Source organism: Pedobacter sp. GW460-11-11-14-TSB4 (assembly GCF_059423705.1).
The window spans coordinates 26,372-34,594 of sequence record NZ_JBWKYI010000040.1; the positions used below are offsets into that span (position 1 = coordinate 26,372).

Consider the following 8,223-nt stretch of genomic DNA (forward strand, 5'->3'; position numbering starts at 1 on the left):
ATTAGTGTACTATAGCTGGAGTTGGGGTTGTAACAGCTTCCGGTGCCCCAGCTTTTTTTATATTTATGAGTGAATCGGCCTGCTTTTTCTTCTTTGCAATTTCAGCAACTGCTTTAACTTTTGACAAGGAATCTGGTTTCATTTTTTTTCTGATCGCAAGAGAATCGGCCTTAAATTTCTTTGCGATCACCAACGAGTCGGCTTTAAATTTCTTTTTCTTAATCATTAAATCGGCTAACTCAGTTCCTTTTTTTTGCCTGGCTAAAGCTTTTTGAATGTTTTTATACATTGCTTCCAGCTCTTTAGGGTTGGTGTTATACCAAATTAAACTCCTGTTATATTCGGCAGAATCCGTTTCAAATTTTTTATAAATCCCCTTATAATAAGCTGCAGCCACCTTCTTTGCTGAATCTACCATGTAAATACTGGAAAGGTAGCCATCTACAATGTGCATATCGTATAAAATCTTCTCCATTTTATCGGGTTTAATAATGCCATCAGGTATGCCAGGCTTACAGCCAAACCATAATATAGCTGTCATTAAAACCCATATTAATCTCTTCATGCTTAATTTAAATATTATTTTTTGCCCAAATTGCGGCAAGGTTATTAATTTTACCAAAAATAGTTATAAATGAGCATAGCTGATAATCTTAAACAATATAAAAGCGAAGTTGAAGCAGACGGGGTTAAACTCATTGCAGTTTCCAAAACACAACCAGTAGAATCAATTTTAGAAGCATACAATGCCGGACAGCGCATTTTTGGAGAAAACCATGTACAAGAAATGGTTGATAAACAGGCGCAACTCCCTCATGATATCGAATGGCACCTTATTGGCCATTTACAAAGCAATAAGGTAAAATACATTGCCCCATTTGTCCAACTTATCCACGGCGTAGACAGTTTGAAATTGCTACAGGAAATCAACAAACAAGCCGCCAAAAATAAACGCGTAATTGATTGTTTATTACAGGTTTACATCGCTGATGAAGACACTAAATTCGGACTTGGTTTTGATGAAGTGATCGAACTGTTACGTGCCGAAGAGCTTGCTGAATTAAAAAATATCCGTATTGTAGGATTAATGGGAATTGCCACCAATACCAGGAACGAAAAGCAGATTACGACCGAGTTTCACGAACTGAAAGTATTTTTTGACGGCATTAAAGTGAGTTTCTTCCGTAAAGATGATGCTTTTAAAGAAATATCTACCGGAATGAGCGCAGATTATAAAATCGCCATAGAAGAAGGAAGTACAATGGTGCGTATTGGTAGCAGTATTTTCGGCAAAAGGGTAATTAAACATTTCAAAAACGACGTTACAACCAATTAATATGGATTTTAACATCAGGTTTGCAACCGCTGAAGACTGTCCGAGAATATTAGAGTTAATTAATGAGCTGGCCGTTTATGAGCGTGCCCCGGAAGAAGTAACGGTTAGTTTGGATCATTTTATCGATGCTGGTTTTGGCGAAAATCCGGTTTGGAAAGCTTACGTAGCTGAAATAAATGATACGGTAGTGGGCTTTGCATTATATTACACGCGTTACTCGACCTGGAAGGGATGCAGATTATACCTCGAAGATTTTATTGTAACCGAAGAATTTAGGGGAAAAGGCCTGGGCAAGGTATTATTTGAAAAAGTAATAGAAGAAGCCAAAAACGGTAATTACAGTGGCATGGTTTGGCAAGTGTTAGACTGGAATGAACCTGCAATTAATTTTTACAACAAATATAAAGCACATTTAGAAAGTGGCTGGTTAAACGCGGCTTTCTCTAAAGAACAAATCAAGGCATTTTAATATGGATATTTTTAAGTTTGGTGGTGCCTCGGTAAAAGATGCAGATGGAGTGAAAAATGTGGCCAATATTGTCCGCGATTACAAAAAAGGAAACCTACTGATTGTAATTTCGGCGATGGGTAAGGTCACTGATAAACTGGAAAAGTTAACGCAGGCATTCTTATCACAAAATAATGAAGCGCATGCAATTTTTGATGAGATTAAACATTTCCATTTCAACATTATTGATGAACTGTTTCAAGGCAAAGCCAATCCGGTTTATGATGATGTAGCTAACACATTTGTTGAAATTGACTGGTTGATTGAAGATGAACCGGATAACAATGAAGATTATATTTATGATCAGATTGTATCTATCGGTGAAGTGGTTTCTACGAAAATTGTTGCCGCCTGGTTAAACGAAACCGGCAATAAAACCCTTTGGGCTGATGCCAGGAATTATATCCAAACGGATAATAGCTACCGCGAAGGAAAAGTAGATTGGGCCAAAACCAATCAGATGATACAAAGAGATTTATTGCCGCTTTTAAACGACAACATTATTGTAACACAAGGCTTTATTGGTGGTACCAGCGAAAACTACACAACAACTTTAGGTCGGGAAGGTTCTGATTACTCAGCAGCTATATTTGCCTCCTGTTTAAATGCTGCTGCACTAACCATCTGGAAGGATGTTCCCGGTGTATTAAATGCAGACCCAAAATGGTTTGATGAAACAGAGAAAATTGCCCAGTTATCGTACCACGATGCAATAGAGCTTACCTATTATGGTGCAACGGTAATACACCCAAAAACTATAAAACCGCTTCAAAATAAAGGCATTCCACTTTTTGTAAGGTCATTTATCCAGCCGGAAGGGTCAGGAACAGCAATTACCAAAGAAAATAACCCATTGCCTATCCCCTCTTTTATCTTTAAGGTAAATCAGGCCTTGATTTCTATTTTCCCAAAGGATTATTCTTTTATTATCGAAGAAAATCTGAGCAATATTTTTGAACTTTTCCATACGCACAAGATCAAAATCAACACCATGCTCAATTCTGCGATCAGCTTTTCGGTCAGCGTTGATGATCATCCTACTCAGATTGAAAAACTGATCAAAGACCTGTCTGAAGAATTTACCGTAAAATATAATAAGGGCCTGGAGCTGGTAACCATCCGTTATTATAACCAACAAACGATAGACCGTGTAACAGTGGATAAAGATATCTTATTAGAAGTGAAGAGCCGCCATACCTGTCAGATGGTAATGAAAAATAAATCCGCATAGAATTGGTCATTGTGAGCATTAAATGTGTTCGTCATTTCGACCGCAGTGGAGAAACCTATCTAAATAGATTTCTCCATTTCGTTGCACTACAGTCGAAATGACGATCTCTTTTGAAATAACCGATTAACACATGAATAATAAACTTTTAGCTAAAGCTGTACAAGATTATATCAATGCACATTTGAATGCAGATGTAAATCAGATTGCTTTAGCAAAAAGTCCGTTCGAAGGCATTACGGCAGCCGAACTGGCCACCCAGATTACCGCAAAAAGAAAATCGGAAAAGAAATTGCCAACCTGGTTTAATGCGGAAGATATTTATTATCCCCCAGTACTATCCATCGAACAAACTTCTTCTGAAATTACTGCTCAATACAAATCTAAACTTGCCAAAGGCAATACTTTAATAGATATAACCGGAGGCTTTGGAATAGACAGTTATTACTTTGCAAAACAGATAAAAGCGGTTACGCATTGCGAAATCAATCCCGAACTCTCCACAATCGCACAACACAATGCTCAGGCTTTACAAGCCACAAATATCGAATTTAAAGCAGAAGATGGAATTGCTTATATCCAGACCAGTGATACATCATTTGATACCATTTATGTAGATCCTGCCCGAAGAGCCGAAAAAGGCAAAGTTTTCATGCTAAAAGACTGTACACCAGATATTGCAAGCAACCTGGATGCCTTATTAGAAAAATCTTCAAGGATAATGATCAAAACTGCTCCATTACTTGATATTTCTGCGGGATTATCAGAATTGAAACAGGTAAGTGAGATCCATATTGTCAGTGTAAAAAATGAGTGTAAAGAACTTTTATGGATCATAGATAAAGATTACAATGACGACACGAAAATTATCGCTGTAACTATAAATAACGGCATTGAAAAAGATTTTTCCTTTTATAAATCTGCTTCAAATGGTTCAGTGCAGTTTACAGATAATTTAAACATTGGCAATTGCCTGTACGAACCAGATGCTGCTTTACTAAAATCAGGTGCTTTTAATTTAATTGGCAGTACCTACGATCTCTCAAAATTACATCCTCAAACACAGCTTTTTAGTTCGGAAATTGTAAATGAAGATTTCCCTGGCAGGATTTTTAAAATTGAAGCTGTTCTCACGACCACAGCTCTTAAGAAACAAGGTAATTTAAAAGGAAATGTAATTGTACGGAGTTATCCGGCAAAGCCTGAAGATCTGGTTAAGAAATATAAAATTAAAGCAGATCAGGATCAGTTTTTAATTTTCACCAAAGTCGCCAATGGTGAGAACATTGTGATCAAAGCGTCGATTATTCAATACTATTAAGGAGTTCAATAATCATTCATAGTTTGCTTTACGTCATGCTGAACTTGTTTCAGCATCTTTATAAGCAGCCCCTGAAATAAATTCAGGGTGATGAACCATTTAATACAAAAAGCCTCTCAACTGAAAGGCTTTTTGTAGGGATGAAGAAATAATTATGATATTATTACTTAAACTTTCTTAACGTTTACTGCTTGTAAACCTTTTCTGCCTTCAGCTACTTCAAATTCTACTGTGTCGTTTTCTTTCAAGCTTTCGATTCCACCTAAAACATCTTTAAAATGTACAAATAAGTCTTTATTGTCTTCTTGCACAATAAATCCAAAGCCTTTTTGAGTGTTAAACCATTTAACTTTTCCGGTTGCCATAAAAAAATAAAAATTGTATAAAATAAATAAACATTTTACGCCTTGATCAGCATTTCATTTAACCAATTGCGTATTAATATGAATAAAACAACCAGTTTAAGCGTTAATATTGAAACAAAACTACCAAATATAATAATTTACGAATATAATGCAAGCCATTTCGGGCCATTCAACAAGAATGTTGCGTTTCTACTTAAACTTTCTTTGGATTACTTATTTGGCTGAGGTGTGGTACGTAAATACGGTTTGATTACCTGATGTCCTTTAGGAAATTTAGCCGGAATATCTTCAGTTTTAATGCTGTTTACCACAATTACATCTTCACCATCTTTCCAGTCGGCCGGTGTAGCAACACTATAATTTGCCGTAAGCTGTAAAGAATCAATTACCCGTAATACTTCATTAAAATTTCTGCCGGTTGATGCCGGATAAGTAATGGTTAACTTCACCTTTTTATCAGGACTGATTACGAACAATGACCGAACGGTTAACGTTTCGGAAGCGTTTGGGTGGATCATATCGTATAAATTTGCCACTGTTTTATCTGGATCGGCAATAATTGGAAATTCTACAGATGTATGCTGCGTTTCGTTGATATCGTTAATCCAACCTTTATGCGACTCAGCAGAATCAACACTTAGTGCCAGAACTTTAACCTTTCTTTTTTCAAACTCACCTTTTAAAGCTGCAGTTCTACCCAGTTCTGTTGTACAAACAGGGGTATAATCGGCAGGGTGCGAAAACAATACGCCCCAGCTATCGCCTAAATAATCGTAAAAATCTATTTCACCAATGGATGTGTTGGCCTGGAAATTCGGTGCGGTATCGCCTAATCTTATACTCATGATATTATTAAATTTAAATTTGACTAAAACAAATCTAAACAATAGTATAGTAAATACATAGACTTAATATTAATTTAAGACCTCCAAATTACAATTCCAACAAAAAACCCTGAAGAAGCAATCTCCAGGGTTTAAGAATATTAATTTGTTTGGGGTATTACATTTAGTATGCTTTTATCATAAATACATAATCTTGTATTTTTTCAATCTGTTTGGTTCGTTTTAAACCAGACAGCAAGCTTTTTTTGCTGGCAGAAAGTTTATTTACACCTAATGAATCCTGAGGAATAGCCCTCATCGCTTCTAAAATATATTTTGATTTAATGGCAAAGGCTGCACCTTCGGTCTGATCTGGCTTACCACTAATAATACCAACCAAATTTCCGTTATTATCTAAAACAGGGCCGCCGCTATTTCCAGGATTAACTGAAATGGCTACCTGATACTGAGTGGTATCTCCAATAAAACCATTTTTAGAACTCACATAACCCTCTCCAAGTACAGCATCATCTTTTGGATAACCTAAGGTATATACAATTTCGCCTATGTTACTTGTATTCCTTTTAATGGTGTAAGGAATAGAAGATAAGTTACTGAAGTGTTTATCGTTTATTTTAAGAATGGCGATATCGTTTTGAGGATCTGTATAAACCGATTTTACTTTAAACGATTCTCCTTTACTGTTTTGCACATATAAAGAATCAGCACCATTGATAATATGCAGGTTGGTTAAGATGTAACCATTTGTAGAAATGGCAAAACCAGTACCGCCAAAACTATTCTGTGCATTTGGCTTATCAGAAGTGGTATTATTATGCTTAATTTTTCTGATTAAGCTATTTTGTGTTTTAATGGCATTATTTACCTGATTACTTAACTGTCTGTAGCGCTCAGCCTGTTGCGTATTATGCTGGATAGAGTAAATAGAAACCAGAGAGAGCACCACGAAAGATGCGGCAACTGCAATTGCAGATTTATGTTTCCGCCATAATTGAACCACACGTGAAGGGTGAGGCCTAAGTGTTGAAGCCAAACTTTCCACATCAATTTCGGCATGAATATGATTCAACTGCTCTTTTAAGCGTAACTGCTCAGCAAATATCCCCATAGATTCTAAAAAGAACTTATGTGAAACTACTTTATGATCTACTGTGGCATCATTACGACGTAACTGTTCAAAAGCTTCAGTTTCCTGTGCATTAAGTTTACCTAAAAGATAATCTTCAATAATTGCATCTAACTCCAAATCGTTTCTCATTTCAAATTATGGTTGAAAAAATATTTTCTTTAACCTTTGCAGGCATTTATATTTCTGCGTTTTTGCATTATCGGTATTGGTATAGCCGAACTTTTCGCAGATATCCTGCATGGATAAATTGTGGATATAAAAATCCTGAATAATGGTTTTACAAGGTTCGCCCAGGTGATCGAGTGCGGATTGCATTTTTACAAAAGCAGCATCTTTCTCTTCGTGGTGTTCTACATCTTCCTCAACAGCAAATACATCTTCATAATCGGTAATACTACCGGTTTTTTTACTGTTTAGGCTAAGTTTCTTTAGCCAGATACGCCTGCAAACTGAATAAATATAAGTTTTCAGTTTGCTGCTGAGCTCAAAATTACCTGCCTTAATTTTGTTATACAAAATGATTATGCCTTCCTGGTAAACGTCCTTTGCATCATCTTCATCACCGTTATTATTCAGGATAAACTGCAAAACCATCGCATAATAAGCCTTGTATAACTTGTTAAGTGTATCTTCTGAGTTATTTAGAATACCTAAAATAACCTCTCTATCTGTTGGAACTGAACTCTTTAAACTGTTATTCACTAGTTAATACATTTTTCTATAAATAGTAACCCAATATTAGACAAAAAAATATTTATAGCTACTATAATTGCTTAATACAAACTTAAAGCAAACGGTAACCCAATATGCCAAAAAAAAATATTTTAACTTTTTTGTAAATTATCGGGTTACCTTTTTACCTTTGCGGCATTAATAAGAAATTAATTACTTAAAAAAATTCAAAAATGAAAAATGCATTCAAATTAGGCTTTTTAGCTTTAGCTTTATCTTTATCAGTTGTTGCTTGTAACTCAGAAAAAAAAGCTGAAGGTGCTGATACAACTTTAACTGATTCTTCAACTATCGTTACTGATACTACTGCAAAAGATACTACAGTTAAAGATTCTACAGTAAAAGATACTACTGTAAAAACTACTACAGAAAAAACTGAAGTTAAACACTAGTCTAACTTACTTATAAGAAGAGCCTCCCGATGTAAATCAGGGAGGCTTTTTTATTTTATCAAAATTAAAAGGGTTACCTTTTAACATTTTAGGTATTAACAGTAGATTTAACCCTAAAACTAAGATCAAAATGAAAAATGCATTCAAATTAGGCTTTTTAGCCCTTGCTTTATCTTTAACAGTTGCTGCTTGTGGCGAATCAGGTAAAAAAGCTGATGGCGCTGATACAACAGTTACAGATTCTTCAACTATTATTACTGACACAACTGCTGTTGATACTACGGTAAAAGATTCTACAGTAAAAGATACTACTGTAAAAGCGACTACTACTACTGAAGAAGTAAAACACTAATTTATTTCACAATTT

Annotated in this window: 11 protein-coding genes; 6 read left to right on the forward strand and 5 right to left on the reverse strand. The window is 35.4% G+C overall.

Annotated features, from left to right (window positions below):
• Position 1: 1 nt before the first annotated feature.
• A complete protein-coding gene (locus AC07YT_RS23565; RefSeq protein WP_086545749.1) occupies positions 2-565 on the reverse strand; it encodes a DUF4296 domain-containing protein in 564 nt (187 codons plus the stop codon).
• 69 nt (positions 566-634) lie between these two features.
• On the opposite strand from AC07YT_RS23565, the gene AC07YT_RS23570 reads away from it, so the two are divergent.
• The 4 genes from AC07YT_RS23570 to AC07YT_RS23585 all read left to right on the forward strand — a co-directional run bounded on the left by AC07YT_RS23570 (position 635) and on the right by AC07YT_RS23585 (position 4,393).
• The gene (locus AC07YT_RS23570; RefSeq protein ID WP_086545748.1) at positions 635-1,336 is read left to right on the forward strand and encodes a YggS family pyridoxal phosphate-dependent enzyme; all 702 of its coding nucleotides are present in this window, start codon (positions 635-637) and stop codon (positions 1,334-1,336) included.
• A gap of 1 nt (position 1,337) precedes the next feature.
• Positions 1,338-1,805: a GNAT family N-acetyltransferase gene (locus tag AC07YT_RS23575; RefSeq protein ID WP_086545747.1), complete on the forward strand. Its 468-nt coding sequence runs from the start codon at positions 1,338-1,340 to the stop codon at positions 1,803-1,805.
• 1 nt (position 1,806) lies between these two features.
• On the forward strand, positions 1,807-3,075 hold the full coding sequence (locus tag AC07YT_RS23580) for an aspartate kinase (RefSeq protein ID WP_086545746.1): 1,269 nt from the start codon (positions 1,807-1,809) through the stop codon (positions 3,073-3,075).
• A 130-nt stretch (positions 3,076-3,205) separates the two neighbouring features.
• Positions 3,206-4,393: a class I SAM-dependent methyltransferase gene (locus AC07YT_RS23585; RefSeq protein WP_086545745.1), complete on the forward strand. Its 1,188-nt coding sequence runs from the start codon at positions 3,206-3,208 to the stop codon at positions 4,391-4,393.
• Positions 4,394-4,560: 167 nt separating this feature from the next.
• Here the strand turns inward: AC07YT_RS23585 and AC07YT_RS23590 are convergent, their stop codons facing one another.
• The 4 genes from AC07YT_RS23590 to AC07YT_RS23605 form a co-directional block, all read right to left on the reverse strand.
• The gene (locus AC07YT_RS23590; RefSeq protein ID WP_029276380.1) at positions 4,561-4,758 is read right to left on the reverse strand and encodes a cold-shock protein; all 198 of its coding nucleotides are present in this window, start codon (positions 4,756-4,758) and stop codon (positions 4,561-4,563) included.
• Positions 4,759-4,967: 209 nt separating this feature from the next.
• Entirely contained in the window at positions 4,968-5,603 is a 636-nt protein-coding gene (locus AC07YT_RS23595; protein ID WP_086545744.1) for a peroxiredoxin, read from the reverse strand.
• Between the two features lie 163 nt (positions 5,604-5,766).
• Positions 5,767-6,861 (reverse strand): S1C family serine protease, encoded by a 1,095-nt coding sequence (locus AC07YT_RS23600; RefSeq protein ID WP_086545743.1) that lies wholly within the window; start codon positions 6,859-6,861, stop codon positions 5,767-5,769.
• Positions 6,862-6,867: 6 nt separating this feature from the next.
• Positions 6,868-7,434 (reverse strand): RNA polymerase sigma factor, encoded by a 567-nt coding sequence (locus AC07YT_RS23605; RefSeq protein WP_086545742.1) that lies wholly within the window; start codon positions 7,432-7,434, stop codon positions 6,868-6,870.
• Between the two features lie 203 nt (positions 7,435-7,637).
• Between AC07YT_RS23605 and AC07YT_RS23610 the strand changes: the two genes are divergently transcribed.
• Together AC07YT_RS23610 and AC07YT_RS23615 are read left to right on the forward strand one after the other, a co-directional pair.
• A complete protein-coding gene (locus AC07YT_RS23610; protein WP_029276373.1) occupies positions 7,638-7,856 on the forward strand; it encodes a hypothetical protein in 219 nt (72 codons plus the stop codon).
• Positions 7,857-7,986: 130 nt separating this feature from the next.
• Complete coding sequence (locus AC07YT_RS23615) at positions 7,987-8,208, forward strand: hypothetical protein (RefSeq protein ID WP_086545741.1); 222 nt, start codon at positions 7,987-7,989, stop codon at positions 8,206-8,208.
• Positions 8,209-8,223 lie beyond the last annotated feature (15 nt).